Source organism: Staphylococcus pseudoxylosus (assembly GCF_003697915.1).
In the GTDB taxonomy this organism is placed as follows: Bacteria; Bacillota; Bacilli; order Staphylococcales; family Staphylococcaceae; genus Staphylococcus; species Staphylococcus pseudoxylosus.
In genome coordinates this window covers 1-20,744 of record NZ_RCVN01000022.1, presented here as the reverse complement: position 1 = coordinate 20,744, position 20,744 = coordinate 1, and the positions used below count along the sequence as shown (strand labels likewise).

Here is a 20,744-nt window from a genome sequence, read left to right as displayed (position 1 = left end):
GTAATACGAGCTTTTTATATGAGTTTTTAACATAAATTAGAATGGTGCACGACTTGTGACATTGAAGTTATGTTATTTTAACAGAAAGTGTACTATGTTATGATGCGTTCTCTTTGCGTAAAGATTTAACACGTTTCGCTGTTGTGAAGAGCGTACTTGCAAGTGTAAAAGTTGAAAATATTTTTGCGAATTTTCGTGGTGATTTTAAAGCGGTATAAAAATCTAGCACTGCGCCCACGCTTGTAATTGCCATGCTAGCATAGATGAGTTTTTTGTTTTTGGATTGATAGGCATACCAATTGAAACCTTCTACTGCAATACCTACAAAATTAACTGTATTTGAAATGCGATTGATTTTTGTTTTCTTAGCCATTCTATTAAACCCTCCATTTAAAAATGTATATCTTGTTTTAATATTATAACACTTTATAAACTTACAATTGATATATAAGTGTCTAATGTTGCTTAAAACATAAGGTGTATACAATATTGAAATATGATAACATAAGCGATGTTCATATAAAAATAGTACGATTATATATAGGGGATGGAGTGGTGCAAAGTGATTAAATGTGTTTGTTTAGTAGTTGAATATAATGAGTATTTATTACTCGTTCAAGCTAGGAATAGAGAAAAGTATTATTTCCCTGGTGGTAAGATAGATGCGAATGAATCATATAAAGAAGCACTCAAAAGAGAAGTCCAAGAAGAATTACAAATTGATTTACCAGAATCATCTTTTGTTTATCTTCAAACAGTCGTTGGAGAAGCATATCCTCAGAAAAATACACGAACCGAACTGAATTGCTATCGCACTACGATGAATATAAATTGGGATGCGATTGAACCTGATCAGGAAATTACAGATATGCAATGGATACATAAATCAGAACGTCATAAAATAGCACCAGCAGTTTTAACGTGGATTGATGCACAATCAGAACATTGCGAAACTATTGATATTGTACCTTATGAAGAGGCGCTTATTTCAGAAATAAAACAGTTCAATATTTCAGCAGAAGATAGAAAGTTTACAAAAACCCCCGAAGAAAATATTAAGCTTGCTACTAATGATGAAGAACGCCACCCAACATTAGTATATAATGCGAGGTCGGAATGCGTTGGTTTCTTTACATTGCATGAAGGGGATGGCGTTGCACCTTATTCAAACAATAAAAACGCGATATTTTTCAGATCATTTAGCATTGATTCGAATTATCGAGGTCGTGGTTATGGTAAACAAGTCATTCAATCGTTACCGAGCTATTTAAAGCAATATTTTCCTGATGTTGATGAAATCTATTTGACAGTAAATATGGATAATGAAATAGCTCAAAAATTATATCAACAATGTCGCTACCAAAACGTAGGAACCTCACAGTTAGAAGGGCGTCCAGTATATATTTTGAAACAAAATTTATAAAAAGAGAATGAGAGCGTCATATAACTTAACACGCTGTGTTATCTTATGTGACGCATTTTTGCGATCTAATTTGTTAGGGGGTATGATCTTCTACAAAGGAGTGAGCAGTATGAATATGAATGATACATTATTTTTATTTCTTTGTACGTTATTAGTATGGTTAATGACCCCAGGATTGAGTTTATTCTATGGAGGGTTAGTGCAGTCCAAAAATGTTTTGAACACAGTGATGCAAAGCATGTCTGCTATTGTAGTTGTTACATTTGCTTGGGTAATACTCGGTTTTAGTTTAAGTTTCGGTTCAGGAAATACAATCTTAGGTGATTTTACATATTTGGGATTACAACATGTTGGATTTGATACGCAAACTGAAATATCACCACACATCCCTCTAGGGTTATTTATGCTATTCCAAATGATGTTTTGTACAATTGCTGTTTCGATATTATCTGGTTCAATTGCAGAAAAAATGAAGTTTATACCTTATCTTATTTTTGTGTTTTTATGGGTGATTTTAGTATATAGCCCTGTAGCGCATTGGGTGTGGGGTGGCGGTTGGATTGATCAGCTTGGTGCGATAGATTATGCCGGTGGGACAGTAGTACATATCACTTCCGGTGTTTCAGGATTAGTGTTAGCAGTGATGATAGGTGCAGGCAAAAATTTTGATAAACGACCACCACATAACCTTATCATTTCATTAATAGGTGGTATATTCGTATGGATTGGTTGGTATGGGTTTAATGTAGGAAGTGCGTTAACGTTTGATCATATCGCAATGACATCATTTATTAATACTGTGTTAGCAGCGAGTGCAGGCTCATTAGGTTGGTCGATTATAGAATATTGGATGAAAAAGACGACGAGTTTAATCGGTATGTTGTCTGGAATGCTAGCAGGTTTAGTAGCAATCACACCTGCAGCAGGGTTTGTTGATTATACAAGCGCTATATTAATTGCGTTAATAGGTGGCGTATGTTGTTATTTTGCGATTAATTATATCAAAGTGAAATTAAAATATAATGATGCCTTAGATGCATTTGGAATCCATGGTATCGGTGGTGTTATCGGCGCGATATTAACAGGTGTATTCCAATCACAAAAAGTTAATGACGGCATTTCGAATGGGTTGCTATTTGGCGGTAATATACAGGCAGTAATGGTTCAAATATTGGCAGTAGTCGTAACGATTATATTTAGTGGATTCGTTACATATATTATTGCAAAAATAATTGGTCTATTTAGCGAGCTTGCTGCGGATAAAGTTGAAGAAGAACAAGGTCTAGACTATGTAGTTCATGGGGAAAATGCATATTTCAGTGGCGAATTGAATAAATTGAATAGACGTTCTTAAGATCAAATGTTTACGAATAAGGTCTGATGTGAGATGTAAGGTACAAATTGGAAGATCGAATATATTAAAGACCTATCAAGATATAGACATAAATACATGTTCTAATCTCGATAGGTTCAAGTTAAATTGATTGGTTATTTTGTGTTTCGGATGACTTTTGCTTTTTAATTAAGATGGAGGTTAACCATGCCGTAATCGGAATGCTAATGGCTACAGCAATGCCACCTAAAAGAATTGAAATAAATTCTTGAGCAAAAATTTTCGAATTAATGATGTGCCCAAATGAATAATTAAGTTTGAAGAACCAGAAAAATAATGTCAGTTGACCACCAAAATAAGCTAAGTAAATGGTGTTTGCTGAAGTTGCTAATATTTCTCTGCCAACGCGCATGCCAGAATGAAATAGTTCTTTCTGCGTTAATTCAGGATTTGTTTCGTTTAATTCGCACATTGGAGAACTTATCGTAATCGCTAAATCAATCACGGCTGCAATGACTGCCAACACAATTGTAAAGACCATGAATTTGACCATGTCGATACCGATATTCATTGAAAAAATATAAGTCTCGTCTTGTTCTTCTGTCGTAAAGCCTTGCAAATCGCCGATTGAAACAGAAAAATAAATTGCCAAGATTAATATGACTGTAGTTAAAATTGTCGCATAAAATGCAGCTTTAGTTTTAGTGTTATAACTATTCAACATAAATAAGTTACATGCTGCGATTATAATACAGAATATAAGCGTAACTAGATAAATCGGTGCACCAAATATAATGACGACAATTGCGATTAATAGGATGACAAAGTTCAAGAACAGTGTCATATAAGAGATGAGTCCTTTTTTACCCCCGAATATAAGCATTAATACTAGTAATATTAGACCTAAAATTGTTATAGCACTCATTGATTAGCACCTCTCATTTTAAACCATACTTGCATCAATAAAATTGTAATTGGAATTGTTAATACGATGCCAATACCTCCTGTGATTGCCCGGGAAATTTCAAGTGACCAATTCATAGAAATAGTATATGTAATGGTGTTTGCATTTTTTAAGTATATGAGTAGCATGGGTAAGCTACCTGATAAATACGAAAAGAGTAAGATATTTGTCATAGTGCCCATAATATCCTGTCCAATATTGCGTCCAGCTAACGCCCAACGCGTCATACTGATGTCTGGCGTACGCCGTAAAATTTCGGCCATACCACTTGCGATAGTTATCGCAACATCCATTACAGCACCTAAGGTACCAATTAATACAGAAGCGAGAAATACTTCTTTAGGTGGTAACGTTAAAAAGCTCATAGTTTCAAACTTTATCCCTGAACCGTCAGTAAAATGTATAACTAATTGTGTAATGCCGACGCAGATGAATGTACCGAGTAACGTACTGATAATTGTAATGAGTGTTCGCCATTGCCAACCTGTAACTAAGATTAAAGTTAATATCGTTGAAATGAAAATACCGATACTCATCAAACCGAATAAACTGATGTCAGGGTACTGATTATGAATGTAAATTGCTAAGACAACGACCATTGTATTAATCACTAACGATAAAATTGATTGTAAACCGATTTTTCGTCCTACTAGCAATACAGTTAATAAAAACAAACCTGTAACGGCGACAATTAGGCTATCGCGTTTCTTTTCAGTGATATATGCACTATTCAGTTTATCGTCAATATGTAACAACACTTTGTCGTTGGTGGAATAAGCTTCACTGTCTGCTTGGGACTCAATGTATTGATTTTGAATGGTAGTCATTTTACCTTCATATTTTCCGTTGAGTATTTTGATTGTTAACTGTTCTTTATGTTTCGTATCTTTGTTATGATGTTCATCTGTAATTTGGGATGTAGATTTATTTTCAATATTGGTAATTTGGCCTATAGGTATATCGTAAAATTTAGCGTTCACGAAAGTGAAAATAAAAACTCCTAAAAATATGATGCAAAAAGCAAAGACAACCCAATTGAAAGGGCGCTTCAATATTTTTTTAGCTGAATTCAAGCTGACTCAATCCTCTCTATTTTTAGACAATGTGATTATACGCCCCAGTTTTGTTGAATTCAAAGATTTATAGGCTGAAGTTTTGAGTCTGCATTAATGATAAGTCGCACTACGGCTTAATAATTGTTCTATAGTTGTCAGCATCAATTGTAAATCGTTTTTACGATTGTCTTGCCGGACGACGCTACAAATCGTACGTCTTAGCTCTGTGTGTTCTAGCGAAATATCTACCCATTTTTGTGGGTTTTTATCTAGAAGATGATATGAGGGGGCGATGATGTAACCACGTTCTTTATTAAGTAAATATTGTGCGATTTGAGTATGCGTAACAGTACGTATTGGTGTTTCGACGACCTTTTCCAATGTTTGTCTAATGTTTTGAGGTAAGGCGTAGAGTTCGTAAATCATTTTATTTGAAAATTGGATTAACGGTGGATTAGTTGCCATGGTAATGGGATCATCTTTTGGAACATAGATATGAAAATTTTCTTCGAATAAAGGATTAATCTTTAATGAAGGATTTTGCTTAAGGTTATGCGTTAACTCTGTAAAAGCGATATCGATTTGATCAGTGAGTAAAGCGTTGAGTATGTCGTTTTCTTCCATTAGAATGGGTTCAACTACTGAATCACTTTTATTTTCAAAGGCTTGAATTAATAAAGTTAGTACTTGAGAAATATAGCTTTCGACATAACCTATGCGAATGATAAAGTGGTTTGACTCAGATTGGTTATGAAACAAGCGTATAGTTTCGTCGAGTTGATCGATAATCTTAGTCGCTTCTGTAAACAAATGCTTACCTTCATCAGTGAGGTGAATATTACGTCCTTCTCTTTTAAATAATGTAACTTGTAGTTCTTTTTCAAGTTGCGTGATTTGTCGACTGATGGCAGATTGTGCAATGTCTAATTCAAGTGCAGCTTCCGACAAGTGCTCTCTTTTAGCTACTTCTATAAAATATTTTAATTGTTTTATTTCCATAGTTAATAACTCCTATTCCAAATCATTCTAATAATTAGAATGATATCATCTAATTTATATATTGAACAGATTAATCAACTGCTATATAGTTTACTTACTTAATTTAATATTCAGAATTTTCGTAAAAGAGGTGAGGGTCATGCTTGAATATGGTGAAAAAGTAGGCTTATATGATGGCCGCGAAGAACATGATGCATGTGGTATAGGATTTTATGCCAATATGGATAATCAGAGAAATCACGAGATTGTTGAAAAATCATTAGAGATGTTACGTAGGTTAGATCATCGTGGGGGAATTGGTGCTGATGGTATTACTGGAGACGGTGCCGGTATTATGACAGAAGTGCCTTATGAATACTTTGCAACAAAAGTTGACTTTGATTTGCCGGCTGAAGGTAAATATGCGGTTGGCATGTTTTTTACTAATGAGAAGATAGCTGGTTCTCAACATGAAGCGCAATTTAATGCTCACTTTGAAGCAGAAGGCTTAAGTGTCATTGGTTATAGAGATGTTCCTGTAGATACGAATGCAATCGCATCGCACGTAGTTGAAACTATGCCGCATATACAACAAGTATTTGTTGCGTTAAACGATGTATCGCACATAGAAAGAACATTATTTTTAGCGCGTAAACAAATTGAAAATTACGCTAATCAACAACGTTTGAATTTATATTTTACAAGCTTATCCCATAGAACCATTGTGTACAAAGGTTGGTTACGTTCAGATCAAATAAAAGCGTTATACCAAGATTTGAATCATGAGACTTACGTTTCGAAGTTAGGGCTTGTGCATTCACGTTTTAGTACAAATACGTTTCCGAGTTGGAAACGTGCGCATCCTAACAGATTGCTCATGCATAACGGTGAGATTAATACTATAAAAGGTAATGTGAACTGGATGAGAGCAAGACAAAATGATTTAATAGCAACAATATTTGGTGACGATAAAGATAAGGTTAAGGAAATTGTCGATGAAGATGGTAGTGACTCTGCCATTGTAGATAATGCATTAGAATTTTTATCGTTAGCTATGGAGCCTGAAAGAGCAGCGATGCTGATGATTCCAGAACCTTGGTTATACAATAAAGCTAATGATGCTAATGTGCGCTCATTTTATGAGTTTTATAGTTATCTGATGGAACCTTGGGATGGTCCTACGATGATTTCTTTTTGTAACGGAGATAAGATTGGTGCATTGACGGATAGAAATGGTTTGAGACCGGGACGCTATACGATTACGAAAGATAATTATATCGTCTTTTCTTCGGAAGTCGGTGTGGTAGATGTACCAGAAGATAATGTAGCGTTTAAAGGTCAATTAAACCCAGGGAAGTTGTTGCTGGTTGACTTCAAACAAAATAAAGTAATAGAAAATAACGAATTGAAAGCGCGTATCGCAGATGAACATCCATATGAAAGTTGGTTGAACCAATTTAAGGTAGATTTAGGATTGGATAAAGTAGCATATCAAAATTCTGAATGGAGCGATGAAAGTTTAACGCGTTTACAAAAACAGTTCGCTTATACAAAAGAAGAAATGGATAAATACCTGACTGAAATTGTTGAAAATAAGAAAGACCCAATAGGTGCAATGGGGTATGATGTGCCGATTGCGGCTTTAAATGAAAAAGATGAGACATTATTTAATTATTTCAAGCAATTATTTGCGCAAGTTACGAATCCACCTATCGATGCTTACCGTGAAAAAATAGTTACGAGTGAACTATCTTATTTAGGTAGCGAAGGAAATTTATTGAATCCGAATGAAGATGTATTGAACCGTATTCAATTAGCACGACCAGTTTTAACAGAATCGCAACTAGAAGTCATTGAACAGAGTAGATTTAATGTTACACATTTATCTACGATTTATCAAAATGATTTAGAGGCAGCTTTAGAGGAATTAGGAGATAAAGCGATTCATGCTGTTAAAAAAGGCAAAGAAATCATAGTATTAGATGATCGTGAATTAGTGAATGCTAATGAAGGATATGCGATGCCGATGCTATTAGCAGTAAGTCATATTCATCAGTTGTTGATTAGAGAAGGGTTACGTATGCGCACGAGTATAATAGCCTTGTCAGGAGAAACAAGAGAAGTACATCATGTTGCTTGCTTGCTAGGATATGGAGCAAATGCGATTGTACCTTATTTAGCACAACGTACGATTGAACAGTTAGTGCGAAATCAGCGTTTAGAAGGGGATATTTCTGAAAATGTTCAAACCTATACAGATACATTATCTGAAGGTGTGATAAAAGTTATGGCTAAAATGGGTATTTCTACTGTTCAAAGTTATCAAGGGGCACAAATTTTTGAAGCAGTAGGTTTATCATCTGAAGTTGTTGAAAAATATTTCACAGGCACACAAACTAAACTTTCAGGCATATCCATAGATATGATAGATAAGGAAAATAAAGCAAGACAAACACCTACCAGTAAATATATTGAATCAGGAAGTACATTCCAATGGCGTAAACAAGGTCAACATCATACCTTTAACCCGACATCTATTCATTTGTTGCAACATGCATGTAGATTAAATGATTATGAAAAATTCAAATCATTTTCACATGAAGTTAATCATAAGCGTACTGATCACGTTCGACACTTGATGGAATTTAAAAAGCAACAAGCTATTGATATCAGTGAAGTTGAGCCTGCAAGTGCTATTGTTCAACGTTTTAACACAGGTGCGATGAGTTATGGTTCGATTTCTGAAGAAGCACATCAAACATTAGCTGAAGCAATGAACCAAATGGGTGGTAAGAGTAATAGCGGTGAAGGTGGAGAAAATCCGGAACGCTATATTGTAGATGAAGAAGGCCGTAACCGTTCTAGTGCAATTAAACAAGTTGCATCCGGTCGTTTTGGTGTGACGAGTGATTATTTACAACATGCCAAAGAAATACAAATCAAAGTTGCGCAAGGCGCTAAACCAGGGGAAGGCGGACAATTACCAGGTACTAAAGTATATCCGTGGATAGCTGAAGTAAGGGGGTCAACACCAGGTATAGGTTTAATATCACCACCGCCACATCACGATATTTATTCAATAGAAGATTTAGCACAATTAATACATGATTTGAAAAATGCAAATAAAGACGCAAACATTACGGTGAAACTTGTGTCCAAAACAGGCGTAGGTACAATTGCGGCTGGTGTTGCTAAAGCGTACGCAGATAAGATTGTTATTAGTGGATATGATGGAGGTACAGGTGCTTCTCCTAAAACGAGTATTCAACATGCAGGTGTGCCATGGGAAATTGGTCTAGCGGAAACACATCAAACGCTAATGATGAACGGTTTAAGATCAAGAGTGAAAGTAGAAACCGATGGCAAGTTACTTACAGGTAAAGATGTTGCTTATGCATGTGCGCTAGGTGCTGAAGAATTTGGTTTTGCTACTGCGCCATTAGTAGTACTCGGATGTATTATGATGCGTGTGTGCCATAAGGATACTTGTCCTGTAGGTATTGCTACACAGAATCAAGATTTGAGAGCCTTGTTTAACGGTAGAGCGGATCATGTAGTTAATTTTATGCATTTTGTTGCTGAAGAATTGCGTGAGATACTAGCTGAACTTGGTTTAAAATCTGTAGACGAACTTGTAGGTAGAACTGATTTATTAACACGTAAGAGCAATCTAGCTAACAGTCGTCCTAAAGCAGCATCGATGAATGTTGAAGCATTGTTGTATCAACACGAAGGCGAAAGATTTAAAAAAGTAGAGCAAAACCACCGTCTCGACGAAGGCTTTGATTTAACAGAATTCTATCCAGATGCTAAAGCTGCGATTGAAAGTGGTCAATCATTTAGTGGTCAATATCAATTGAAAAACGAACAACGTGATGTAGGTGTTATCACTGGTAGTGCCATTACAAGAGTGCATGGTAAAGATGGGTTGCCTGAAGATTCGATTTATGCTGAGACGGTTGGTCATGCAGGTCAAAGTTTAGGGGCTTATACACCAAGTGGTTTAACGATTCATCATACAGGAGACGCTAATGATTATGTAGGTAAAGGTTTATCTGGTGGTAAAGTGATTGTTAAGGCGCCAAACCAACAACGTGAAGACGAAATTATCGTGGGTAATGTTTGTTTTTATGGTGCTTCTCACGGTAAAGCTTTTATAAGTGGTAAAGCTGGAGAACGTTTCTGTATTAGAAATAGTGGCGTGCAAGTAGTTGTTGAAGGTATTGGTGATCATGGTCTTGAATATATGACTGGTGGTAGAGTTGTTGTGTTAGGTGATGTAGGTAAAAACTTTGGTCAAGGTATGAGTGGCGGCGTGAGTTATATCTTCCCATCTGACATAGAGCAATTTAAATCAGAAAATAAACTGGACAGCTTAGATTTCGATTTCATCACTGTCGAAGAAGAATATGATGTTTTGAAGTCTATGTTAGAAGAACATGTGAAGTATACAAATAGTACGAAGGCGAAAAATATTTTAGCTAACTTTGAACATGTTGCAGATAAAGTCGTTAAAGTAATCCCTAAAGACTATAAACTAATGATGCAAAAAATCGATTTACAAAAGCAAAATGCAACAGAACTTGATCAAGCTTTATTGAATGCTTTTAATGATAAGCGCACATATATAGAATCAGAGCAACAATTGACTGCCGTATATTAATTGTAGAAGGGGGATTTATCATGGGCGAATTCAAAGGATTTATGAATTATGACAAACAACAATTGCACGAGTTGTCTTTGGTTGATCGTTTGAAGAGTCACGATGCGTTTCAACAAAGATTCACGAAAGACGAAGCGGCACAACAAGGTGCTCGTTGTATGGATTGTGGTACACCATTTTGCCAAACAGGAGAACCATTTGGTAGAGAAACCATTGGTTGTCCTATAGGTAATTATATTCCAGAATGGAACGACCTTGTTTATAGACAGGATTTCAAAACTGCCTATGAACGGTTGAACGAAACGAATAACTTCCCTGAATTTACAGGGCGTGTTTGTCCAGCGCCTTGTGAACAATCTTGTGTCATGAAGATTAATCGTGAATCAGTAGCTATTAAAGGGATTGAAAGAACTATTATAGATGAAGCTTTTGAAAATGGTTGGGTGAAACCGACAGTACCAGAGCATCGTAAAGATGAATCAATAGCTATAGTAGGCAGTGGTCCAGCCGGTTTAACTGCTGCAGATGAATTAAATAAATTAGGATACAACGTAACAATCTACGAGCGTGCGCACGAAGCTGGAGGGTTGTTGATGTATGGTATCCCTAATATGAAATTAGATAAAGATGTAGTACGTCGCCGAATAAAAGTGATGGAAGAATCTGGTATACGCTTTGAAACAGATACAGAAATTGGCGTGGATATTAGCAAAGAAACGCTTAACGAGCAATATGATGCAATTATTTTATGTACCGGTTCACAAAACGCAAGAGATTTACCTTTAGAAGGACGCATGGGATTAGGTATTCACTTTGCGATGGATTATTTAACAGAACAAGGTCAATATTTAAACGGTGAAATCGATGAACCCTCTATTTCTGCTGAAGGTAAAAATGTGGTCGTAATCGGAGCAGGAGATACAGGAGCAGACTGTGTCGCTACTGCATTGCGTGAAAATTGTAAATCAATCGTACAATTTAATAAATATACAAAACAACCAGAAGAAATAGAATTTGATGAGAATACGTATTGGCCGTTGGCAATGCCTGTGTTTAAAATGGATTATGCGCATAAAGAATATCAATCACGCTTTGGTTTTGAGCCGCGTGCTTATGGTGTGCAAACAATGCGCTACGATGTAGATAGAATTGGTAATGTCAAAGGTGTCTATACACAAATTCTCGAAGAAACTGATGAAGGCATGGTAGTTGTAGATGGTACTGAGCGCCATTGGCCAGCGGATTTAGTACTATTGTCTATAGGCTTTGTAGGTACTGAAACAACAGTACCACACGCTTTTAATATTCAAACAGAACGTAATAAAATTGTAGCTGATAACAAAGATTTTAGAACAAACCAACCGCACATATTCGCTGCAGGCGATGCTAGAAGAGGACAAAGTTTAGTTGTATGGGCGATACAAGAGGGTAGAGCGGTAGCGGATTCTGTAGATTCTTATTTAAATGAAAAAACATTAGTGTAACTTTGTAATTTTGATTGACTTTTACAAATGGCTATAATATGATGAGTATTGTGTTTGGAGGAATACCCAAGTCCGGCTGAAGGGATCGGTCTTGAAAACCGACAGGGGCTTAACGGCTCGCGGGGGTTCGAATCCCTCTTCCTCCGCCATTATATTTTTAAAACCAAGACTAATGAATAGATGAGGCAAGGATTCAATCTCGTATTGAATGCTTGCCTTTTTTTGATGTGCTTTTTAAGACTGCATGATTATATAGTAAGGTATCTAGAAAATTATGTTTATCGGTACTTTACTTGATGAGGAATTTAAAGTTATAAAATTAAAATGGTAACTTTTTCAATGACAAAGAAATGTGTTTTGATGAAGTATAAACAGTTGATAACTAAGTGAAGTCGTTAGATTGCTACTTCTTGCTTTTAGTGATAATGCAGTTTGTTATAGGCGTTTGTGCGATGGGTTAAAAGTTTTGCGTAGATTTTTATGAAAGCCTTTGCAAAACTTGTCTAGACAAGTTATAATTTCTGTAATGTTAAAAGTATAAGGGAGTGGATCGTCATGGCCGTTAAAAAGAAAGACGTGCAAGATATAGTCGAAGCTGTTGGGGGCAAAGATAATTTGGACACAGCCACACACTGTGTTACACGTTTAAGACTTGTCTTGAAAGACGATGATAAAGTGGACAAAGATCGATTGAGTAATAACGATTTAGTGAAAGGCCAGTTCAAAGCGGATAACCAATATCAAATAGTTATTGGGCCGGGAACGGTAGATGAAGTTTATAAGCAACTGATAGCAGAAACGGGGATTAGTGAATCATCTAAAGATGATGTAAAGGCGGCGGCAGCTAAAAAGGGCAATCCTATTCAAAGATTGATTAAATTACTTGGGGATATCTTTATACCAATCTTGCCAGCGATTGTAACTGCTGGTTTACTTATGGGAATTAATAATTTACTCACAATGGAAGATTTATTTGGATCGAAGCCACTTGTTGAACAATTTCCACAATTAGGCGATATCTCAAATATTATTAACGTCATTGCTAGTACAGCTTTCATATTCTTACCAGCATTGATTGGTTGGAGTAGTATGCGTGTGTTCGGAGGAAGCCCAATACTTGGTTTAGTGTTAGGTTTGATTTTAATGAATCCACAGCTTGTTTCGCAGTATGATATTGCAAAAGGTAACATTCCTACGTGGGATATTTTTGGTTTAGAAATTAAGCAACTAAACTATCAAGGGCAAGTGTTGCCGATTTTGCTTGCAGCATATGTTTTAGCGCAAATTGAAAAATTCTTAAATAAACATATTCACGATTCAATTAAAATGTTAGTTGTTGGTCCAATTGCATTACTAATAACAGGATTCTTAGCCTTTATTGTGATTGGTCCTGTAGCGTTATGGCTAGGTACTGGTATTACAAATGGTGTGACGTTCATCTTTGAACATGCTGGTTGGTTAGGTGGCGCTATTTATGGTTTGTTATATGCACCACTTGTTATTACAGGATTACATCATATGTTCTTGGCTGTTGATTTCCAACTTATGGGTAGTGAGCTCGGTGGAACATACTTATGGCCAATTTTGGCGATATCTAATATTTGTCAGGGGTCGGCAGCGTTCGGCGCTTGGTTTGTTTATAGAAGACGTAAAATGGGCAAGGAACAAGGTTTGGCAATGACTTCTGGTGTTTCAGGTTTCTTAGGGGTGACGGAACCGGCATTATTTGGTGTCAATTTACCATTGAAATATCCGTTTGTCGCAGCGATATCAACATCTTGTGTGTTAGGAGCAATCATTGGTGCAACGCGCGTACTTGGTAGTGTTGGTGTCGGTGGTGTTCCTGCTTTCATCTCAATTAAAAGTGAGTATTGGGGCATCTACCTTGTATGTACCTTCTTGGCGATTATAGTTCCGGCAATTCTAACAGTGTTTTTGTCAAAATTTAGTAAAGATAAAGCAAAAGAAATGGTAGAAGAATAAGTACTTTAAAGCAATACAACTAAACTCGCTAAAACGACTTAGCGGGTTTTTCTTCTTTAAATAATATAAGTAAAGGTGGTAATTCCATGAGTCAAAGTGATTGGAGAAAGTCAGTAGTTTATCAAATATATCCGAAATCATTTAATGACACGACAGGTAACGGTGAAGGTGATTTGAAAGGAATCATTGAAAAATTAGATTATTTACAGTATTTAGGTGTAGACTACATTTGGCTAACACCAGTGTATGAATCTCCAATGAATGATAATGGTTATGACATTAGTGATTATTACAAAATAAATGAGAAGTTCGGCACGATTGAAGATTTAGAAATACTTGTTGCTGAAGCTCATAAACGTGATTTAAAGATAATGATGGATATTGTTATAAATCATACATCTACAGAACACGAATGGTTTAAACAGGCATACGCTGATAACGATAGTGAATATAGAGATTACTATTTCTTTAAAAGGTCATCTGATACTCAACCACCAACAAATTGGGAATCGAAATTTGGAGGGAATGCGTGGAAATACGATGAAAAGACAGATGCATATTATTTACATTTGTTTGATGTAACACAAGCGGATTTGAACTGGGATAACCCCAAAGTAAGGGGTGCATTATATGATATTATCAATCATTGGATAGACTTCGGTATAGATGGCTTCCGTTTTGATGTTATTAACCTAATTTCAAAAGGTGAATTTAAAAATTCGGAAAAAATTGGTAAAGAATTCTATACAGACGGTCCACATGTACATGAATATTTACATGAAATGAATGAGTGTACTTTTGGAGATAAAGACTTAATGACTGTGGGTGAAATGTCTTCTACAACAATTGATCATTGTATAAAATATACGTCGCCTGAACGTCAAGAGTTGAATAGCGTTTTCAATTTCCATCATCTTAAAGTGGATTACGTTAATGGCGAAAAATGGTCAAATGCAAAATTAGACTTTCATAAATTAAAAGATATACTAATGGAATGGCAACTGGGCATTTATGAAGGTGGCGGTTGGAACGCAATTTTTTGGTGTAATCATGATCAACCGCGTGTTGTTTCTCGTTTTGGAAATGATACTAATGAAACGTTCCGTAAACAAAGTGCTAAGATGCTGGCGACTGTATTGCATATGATGCAAGGGACGCCCTATATATATCAAGGGGAAGAAATAGGTATGACGGATCCTGGCTTTGGTAGTATTGACCAGTACAGAGATATAGAATCGTTGAACGCTTATAATAATATGAAGCGAGCTGGTTATGATGAAGATGAAATACTAACAATATTAGGTAAAAAATCTAGAGATAATTCACGCACACCTGTACAGTGGACGAGCGAGCAAAATGCAGGATTTACGACAGGAACACCTTGGATAGATATTCCTAATAATTTTGAGCAAATCAATGTTGAAGCTGCTATTGAAGATGATCAATCTATTTTGCATACTTATAGAGATTTAATTCGCTTGCGTCATGAATACGATATTATAACTTATGGTAGTATTGAACCATTGTACATGGAACACGATGAGTTATTTATATATAAACGACATTATAAAGATGAAACTTGGTTAGTTGTGGCGAACTTTTCAAAAGAAAGTGTTACTATACCAGAGGACTTAAATGTTGAAGGTCGAGTGATGATGCAACATGGTAATAACTCAGATGGGTTGATAGATGGCTTTGGTGCAATAGTTGTAGCACAATAATTTGTAAAAAGGTAGTGAGTGAGCGCATATGACACAAAAAAAGTTTATTACAATATATGAAACTTTGCGAGCAGACATCATCGAATCGCGCATATCTTATGGTACACAATTACCGTCAGAATATGAACTGGTAGAAAATTATGATGCGTCACGTGAAACTGTCCGTAAAGCTTTGAATTTACTAGTGAGAGATGGAATGATACAAAAAATTCGTGGTAAAGGCTCGGTTGTAATATATCAAGGGTTAACAGAATTTCCATTTGCAGATTTAACGAGCTTTCGAGAAGTGCAACAAGGCTTAGGGTTACAACATGAAACTGAAGTGAAAGTTTTAGAACGAATACATGCGGGGGATGTACCAAGGGTGAAGGAAGCTTTAAATGTTACCCAAAGCACAGTACTGTGGCATGTTATTCGTACTAGAAAAATTAATGACAAAGTAAAGATAATTGATGAAGATTATTTAATAGAAGCAATTGTTCCAGGTTTGACCTTGGATATTGTACAAACGTCACTATATGCATATGTAGAGAATGTGCTAGGGTTAGACATTAGTTATTCAAATAAATCAATAACATTTGAAGCATTCGGCGAGTTGGAGTATGAGATGTTTGGTGACGTGGCGCCACCTTATACAGCCACTGTACGGGGGATTGTACATCTCAAAGATACTACACAATTCCAATATAATATTTCTAGACATTTAGCTACAGAGTTTAAATTTAAAGATTTCTCAAGACGTCACAAAATATAATGTTTATTTATAAGGTGACCGTTTTGTGAATGGTTCTAATAATCTGTTTGTTAAATGAAAAGCTAATGCTTGCATTCAGATAGAAGAATATAGTATGATATATTTTGCCGTGCTAGGTGGGGAGGTAGCGGTTCCCTGTACTCGAAATCCGCTTTACGCGAGACTGAATTCCTTTGCTAAGGGTACGTTTTTGTGAAGTCTGCCCAAAGCACGTAGTGTTTGAAGATCTCGGTCCTATGCAATATGAACCCATGAACCATGTCAGGTCCTGACGGAAGCAGCATTAAGTGGATCATCGTATGTGCCGTAGGGTTGCCGAGATTTAGCTGTCGACTTTGGTTACGTTTATGATACGTATTCGAAGCGAAGGTGCACGGTTTTAATTTTAAAAAACAATGAAATTCAAATATACATATATAAAGAGTGACTTCTTTTGATAGCAGTCGCTCTTTTTTTATATTAAAATATAAGCAATGTTTTAATGTTGTTTTAGTATCCGTACAAATGAAATGTGCTAACTGATGTTATAATGTTTAAAAATAAAACTAAACGTTTTGAGGGGATAGCCATGCAAATATACTTAAGTACTTTAACTGAAAATGATTATGATACAAGTTTAGATGCTATTGAAGCGGCTTTTTCAGATGTGGCAGAATCGAATCACGATGAACAAGAATTGGTGAAAAAATTGAGGGAAGCACCTGAATATAATTATGAACTAGAGGTTGTAGCTAAAAATGATGACGGTGAAGTCATAGGTCACATCATGTTATCTGAAATTTCGATTGTAAGTGGAGACAACCATTATACCGCTTTAGCGTTAGCGCCATTATCTGTATTAGCAGATTATAGAGGGAAAGGTATAGGAAAAGCGTTGATTCAAGCTGTTGAAGAACGGGCTAAAGCACAAGACTATAGTACGATTATTGTATTGGGAGACCCATCGTATTATGGTAAGTTTGGTTATGAAGAGGCACAAGATTTTGAGATTTCTAATCCGTTTGATGTGCCATCGAAATTCTTTATGGTTAAATTTTTATGGGATCCATTACTTGAACAACCCAAAGGTGATGTAATTTATTCAGAAGCTTTTAACTAATATTCAAAGTAGAAAATACAATGCTATAATGATTGATGAATGTAATTGGAGGTGCGAAAGTGAATTATCAAGCTTTATATAGAATGTTCCGACCGCAAAGTTTCGATGATGTTGTAGGACAGGAACATGTTACCAAAACGCTGCGCAATGCGATTTCAAAAAGTAAACAATCACATGCTTATATATTTAGCGGACCTAGAGGCACGGGGAAAACAAGTATCGCCAAAGTGTTTGCCAAAGCTATTAATTGTCTTGAGCGTACAGATGGAGAACCTTGTAATGAATGTGCAATCTGTAAAGGTATCACTCGTGGTACAAACTCAGACGTTATTGAAATTGATGCAGCTAGTAATAATGGTGTGGATGAAATTAGAAATATTAGAGATAAAGTTAAATATGCACCTAGTGAGTCGAAATTTAAAGTTTATATCATAGATGAAGTTCACATGCTTACGACTGGCGCGTTTAACGCATTGCTTAAAACGTTGGAGGAACCGCCAGCACATGCGATTTTTATATTAGCGACAACAGAACCTCACAAAATTCCGCCCACAATTATCTCGAGAGCACAGAGATTTGATTTTAAAGCAATTAGTCAAAATGAAATCGTAGAGAGATTAAAATTTGTAGCAGAAGAACAACAAATTGATTATGATGAAGCGGCATTAGATTTTATAGCGAAAGCTTCTGAAGGTGGTATGCGTGATGCGCTAAGTATTATGGACCAAGCTATTGCTTTTGGTGATGAGCACTTGACCTTAGAAGATGCCTTGAATGTCACGGGTAGTGTAGATGCGAAAGCGTTAGATGAATTATTTAGAGAGGTTGTAGAAGGGGATGTAAGGAACGCCTTTGCAACGTACCATAAGTTTGTGTCTCAAGGTAAAGAAGTAAATCGTTTGATTAATGATATGATTTATTTTGTTAGAGATACGATTATGAATAAAACTTCTAATGTAGAAACGGAATATGATGCATTATTGCATTTTGAGTTAGATGTACTATACAAAATGATAGATATTATTAACGATACACTTGTATCGATTCGTTTCAGTGTGAATCAGAGTGTGCATTTTGAAGTGTTGTTAGTGAAATTAGCTGAAATGATTAAAGAAACACCTGAACATGTTCAAACAGTTGCTACAACAGGTGTTGCAACAGAGCCTAATAATGATGTATTGCTACAAAGAATGGAACAACTTGAAAATGAGCTTAAATCAATTAGAGCAAATGGTATAGCAACAAGTACACCACCGCAGCAAACGAAGCGTACTTCTAGCAAAGGTGGACAATCTAAAAATGCCTTTTCAATGCAACAAATTGCCAAAGTTTTAGATAAGGCGAATAAAGATGATATCAAACAATTGAAAGATCATTGGCAAGAAGTTGTCGATCATGCAAAAAATAACGATATGAAATCTTTAGTTAGCTTGTTACAAAATTCTGAACCGGTTGCGGCTAGTGAGACCCATGTGCTTATCAAGTTTGAAGAAGAAATTCATTGTGAAATTGTTAATAAAGATGATGAAAAACGAGAGAACATTGAAAATGTCGTTTGTAATATTATAGATAAAACAGTTAAAGTAGTTGGGGTGCCAGCAGATCAATGGATGAGAGTGAGAACAGAATATCTTCAAAATAGAAAAACCGGTTCAACAACAGAAGCGGGAAATGACGAACAAAATCCAACTCAAAGTCCTGAGGAAGTAGATGTTGTTCAAAAAGCAAAAGACTTATTCGGTGAAAGTACTGTAAATGTTATAGATGAAGAGTGATACATGACAATGTTCAAAAAGGCATGTATAATGAGACAAAAGATAAATCACAACAAAGTGATGTAAAAGTTTTAAGGAGGATATAATTATGCGCGGTGGCGGAAATATGCAACAAATGATGAAACAAATGCAAAAAATGCAAAAGAAAATGGGCGAAGAGCAAGAAAAGCTTAAAGAAGAAAAAGTGCAAGGTACAGCTGGTGGCGGTATGGTAACTGTAACTGTATCAGGTCATAAAGAAGTACTAGATGTAGAAATCAAAGAAGAAGCAGTAGATCCAGATGATATTGAGATGTTACAAGACTTAGTGATTGCTGCTACAAATGAAGCGATGAATAAAGCAGATGAACTTACACAAGAACGTTTAGGTAAGCACACGCAAGGCTTAAACATTCCTGGAATGTGATCGCATGCACTATCCTGAACCAATCTCGAAACTTATTGACAGTTTCATGAAACTGCCAGGCATTGGACCTAAAACGGCTCAACGTCTGGCGTTTCATGTATTAGATATGAAAGAAGACGATGTTGTTCAATTTGCCAAATCACTTGTAGATGTTAAAAGAGAATTAACTTATTGCAGTGTATGTGGGCATATTACGGAACAAGACCCATGTTATATTTGCCAAGATAAGCAAAGAGACCGATCTGTCATCTGTGTAGTAGAAGACGACAAAGATGTTATTGCAATGGAAAAGATGCGTGAATATAAAGGGTTGTATCATGTATTGCATGGTTCTATATCACCTATGGACGGTATTGGACCTGAAGATATTAATATACCTAGCTTGATTGATCGCTTAAAAGACGAAGAAGTTAAAGAATTGATACTAGCGATGAATCCTAATTTAGAGGGAGAATCGACGGCTATGTATATTTCGAGACTAGTAAAACCGATTGGTGTAACAGTAACGAGATTAGCGCAAGGCCTTTCTGTAGGTGGAGATTTAGAGTATGCAGATGAAGTTACATTATCTAAAGCTATAATGGGAAGAACAGAGATGTAGCCATGCATGAAACGCATAGTAAATAGTGTGTAAGGCTATTCCTTTTGGGGATAGCCTTATTTTTATAAATAAAATTAAGAAAATGTAAAATAAAGTAAAGTATGACTATAAGAGGGTTTTTGTGTATATTAGTCCTTTTTTAGCAGTGGGAAACACTAAAAAAAGGACTTTAATCACAAATATTGGATTAAAGTTTGGTTTTTGTCGATGTAAGGAGATTTTTAAAGAGAGTAAGTGTAAATTTTACCATTGTTAAAAGGTTTTTATGCGTGTATAGTATTTACTTGTCGGACGAAACAAAACGACAAACATACAAACGAAACACAAAAAACAATTTAAAAAAGTTCTTGACTTTCCAAGTCAAAGAGAGTAAAATTGTTTCTTGTGGTTGAAGAAATGAACATTGAAAACTGAATTGCAATATGTCAACGTTAATTCCGAACACAACAATAAATTGTTGGTTCAAAACAAGTGTTAGAGATAACACAAATTAGTATTTTATGAG

The 20,744-nt window shown here is 35.8% G+C and carries 15 protein-coding genes, 1 tRNA gene and 1 other RNA gene; 13 read left to right on the top strand and 4 right to left on the bottom strand.

What is annotated here, in order from left to right; translation table 11 throughout:
* Positions 1–97 precede the first annotated feature (97 nt).
* Positions 98–373, bottom strand: coding sequence for a hypothetical protein (locus D9V42_RS13820; protein WP_107531226.1), 276 nt, complete (start codon positions 371–373; stop codon positions 98–100).
* A 189-nt stretch (positions 374–562) separates the two neighbouring features.
* On the opposite strand from D9V42_RS13820, the gene D9V42_RS13815 reads away from it, so the two are divergent.
* Positions 563–1,423: a GNAT family N-acetyltransferase gene (locus D9V42_RS13815; RefSeq protein ID WP_107555579.1), complete on the top strand. Its 861-nt coding sequence runs from the start codon at positions 563–565 to the stop codon at positions 1,421–1,423.
* 109 nt (positions 1,424–1,532) lie between these two features.
* Positions 1,533–2,777, top strand: coding sequence for an ammonium transporter (locus tag D9V42_RS13810; RefSeq protein WP_107555578.1), 1,245 nt, complete (start codon positions 1,533–1,535; stop codon positions 2,775–2,777).
* Positions 2,778–2,898: 121 nt separating this feature from the next.
* On the opposite strand, the gene D9V42_RS13805 is transcribed toward D9V42_RS13810, so the two are convergent.
* The 3 genes from D9V42_RS13805 to gltC all read right to left on the bottom strand — a co-directional run bounded on the left by D9V42_RS13805 (position 2,899) and on the right by gltC (position 5,774).
* Positions 2,899–3,681, bottom strand: a complete 783-nt coding sequence (locus tag D9V42_RS13805; protein ID WP_122065432.1) for a YibE/F family protein — start codon at positions 3,679–3,681, stop codon at positions 2,899–2,901.
* Positions 3,678–4,793, bottom strand: coding sequence for a YibE/F family protein (locus D9V42_RS13800; RefSeq protein WP_122065430.1), 1,116 nt, complete (start codon positions 4,791–4,793; stop codon positions 3,678–3,680). Before D9V42_RS13800 ends, D9V42_RS13805 begins: the two co-directional genes overlap by 4 nt.
* Before the next feature lie 93 nt (positions 4,794–4,886).
* A complete protein-coding gene (gltC, locus tag D9V42_RS13795; RefSeq protein ID WP_107555575.1) occupies positions 4,887–5,774 on the bottom strand; it encodes a glutamate biosynthesis transcriptional regulator GltC in 888 nt (295 codons plus the stop codon).
* Positions 5,775–5,913: 139 nt separating this feature from the next.
* Here gltC and gltB point away from each other — a divergent pair, with 139 nt between their 5' ends.
* From gltB to recR, 11 genes are all read left to right on the top strand, one after another.
* Positions 5,914–10,416: a glutamate synthase large subunit gene (gltB, locus tag D9V42_RS13790; RefSeq protein WP_122065428.1), complete on the top strand. Its 4,503-nt coding sequence runs from the start codon at positions 5,914–5,916 to the stop codon at positions 10,414–10,416.
* Between the two features lie 20 nt (positions 10,417–10,436).
* Positions 10,437–11,900 (top strand): glutamate synthase subunit beta, encoded by a 1,464-nt coding sequence (locus D9V42_RS13785; RefSeq protein ID WP_107555573.1) that lies wholly within the window; start codon positions 10,437–10,439, stop codon positions 11,898–11,900.
* Between the two features lie 56 nt (positions 11,901–11,956).
* Positions 11,957–12,049, top strand: a tRNA-Ser gene (locus D9V42_RS13780).
* 406 nt (positions 12,050–12,455) lie between these two features.
* A complete protein-coding gene (gene treP / locus D9V42_RS13775) occupies positions 12,456–13,883 on the top strand; it encodes a PTS system trehalose-specific EIIBC component (protein ID WP_122065426.1) in 1,428 nt (475 codons plus the stop codon).
* 86 nt (positions 13,884–13,969) lie between these two features.
* Positions 13,970–15,604, top strand: a complete 1,635-nt coding sequence (gene treC / locus D9V42_RS13770; RefSeq protein WP_122065424.1) for an alpha,alpha-phosphotrehalase — start codon at positions 13,970–13,972, stop codon at positions 15,602–15,604.
* Positions 15,605–15,632: 28 nt separating this feature from the next.
* Positions 15,633–16,358 (top strand): trehalose operon repressor, encoded by a 726-nt coding sequence (gene treR / locus D9V42_RS13765; protein WP_122065422.1) that lies wholly within the window; start codon positions 15,633–15,635, stop codon positions 16,356–16,358.
* Positions 16,359–16,465: 107 nt separating this feature from the next.
* An RNA gene (gene ffs, locus D9V42_RS13760) (signal recognition particle sRNA large type) lies at positions 16,466–16,735 on the top strand.
* 191 nt (positions 16,736–16,926) lie between these two features.
* A complete protein-coding gene (locus tag D9V42_RS13755) occupies positions 16,927–17,457 on the top strand; it encodes a GNAT family N-acetyltransferase (protein WP_122065420.1) in 531 nt (176 codons plus the stop codon).
* Positions 17,458–17,516: 59 nt separating this feature from the next.
* Complete coding sequence (gene dnaX / locus D9V42_RS13750) at positions 17,517–19,232, top strand: DNA polymerase III subunit gamma/tau (RefSeq protein WP_122065418.1); 1,716 nt, start codon at positions 17,517–17,519, stop codon at positions 19,230–19,232.
* An 88-nt stretch (positions 19,233–19,320) separates the two neighbouring features.
* A complete protein-coding gene (locus tag D9V42_RS13745; protein ID WP_002484224.1) occupies positions 19,321–19,638 on the top strand; it encodes a YbaB/EbfC family nucleoid-associated protein in 318 nt (105 codons plus the stop codon).
* Between the two features lie 4 nt (positions 19,639–19,642).
* A complete protein-coding gene (gene recR, locus D9V42_RS13740) occupies positions 19,643–20,239 on the top strand; it encodes a recombination mediator RecR (RefSeq protein WP_017723276.1) in 597 nt (198 codons plus the stop codon).
* Positions 20,240–20,744: the final 505 nt, after the last annotated feature.